Origin of the sequence: Empedobacter sp. UBA7620, from assembly GCF_002484185.1 — a bacterium.
GTDB lineage: Bacteria > Bacteroidota > Bacteroidia > Flavobacteriales > Weeksellaceae > Empedobacter > Empedobacter falsenii_C.
Window position 1 is genome coordinate 1 of sequence record NZ_DLJI01000022.1, and the last position, 637, is coordinate 637.

Here is a 637-nt window from a genome sequence, read left to right on the forward strand (position 1 = left end):
ATTAAAAAAAGTGGTTTAACCTATACAATTTTGAGAAATACAATGTATGCGGATGCATTAAATCAAATATTAGGAGAAAACGCGTTAAATCAAAATATAAATTTACCTGGAGGGAATGGAAAAGTTCCTTATGTTCTTCGTAGAGAAATGGGAGAAGGAACTGCTAATCTGTTACTACAAAAAGGTCATGAAAATAAAACCTATGATATTGTAGGAAATAAAGAATATAGCTATCAAGATATTGCAAATGTATTGTCTAATCTGAGTGGAAAAACAATAAATTATAATGATATTTCTGAAAATGATTTCGAAAAAAATTTAAAACAAATAGGTTTTCCAGATTTCGCTATATACCTAAACACAGGAACTCTATTTGATATTAAAACACATCAATACGAAATAGAAAACAAATTCTTAGAAGAACTACTTGAAAGACCTACAGCTCCAATCGAAGAATTTTTAAAAGAACTATTTAAAATTTAAAAAAATGAAAAACTTTGTTTTATTACTGAGAGTCAATACAAATATGGATCCTGGAGCTTTTACAGACCCAAGAGAAGTAGCTGATAGAGCTAAATGGTTAGAAGACGTTAAAGAAAAGGGAATTGTCAAAAACTTAGGAGGAACTATGCCTCCC

At 29.4% G+C, this 637-nt stretch carries 1 pseudogene; it reads left to right on the forward strand.

Annotation, left to right across the window (positions count from 1 at the left end):
• A pseudogene (locus tag B2217_RS04275) lies at nucleotides 1-483 on the forward strand (SDR family NAD(P)-dependent oxidoreductase); the annotation flags it as partial.
• Nucleotides 484-637 lie beyond the last annotated feature (154 nt).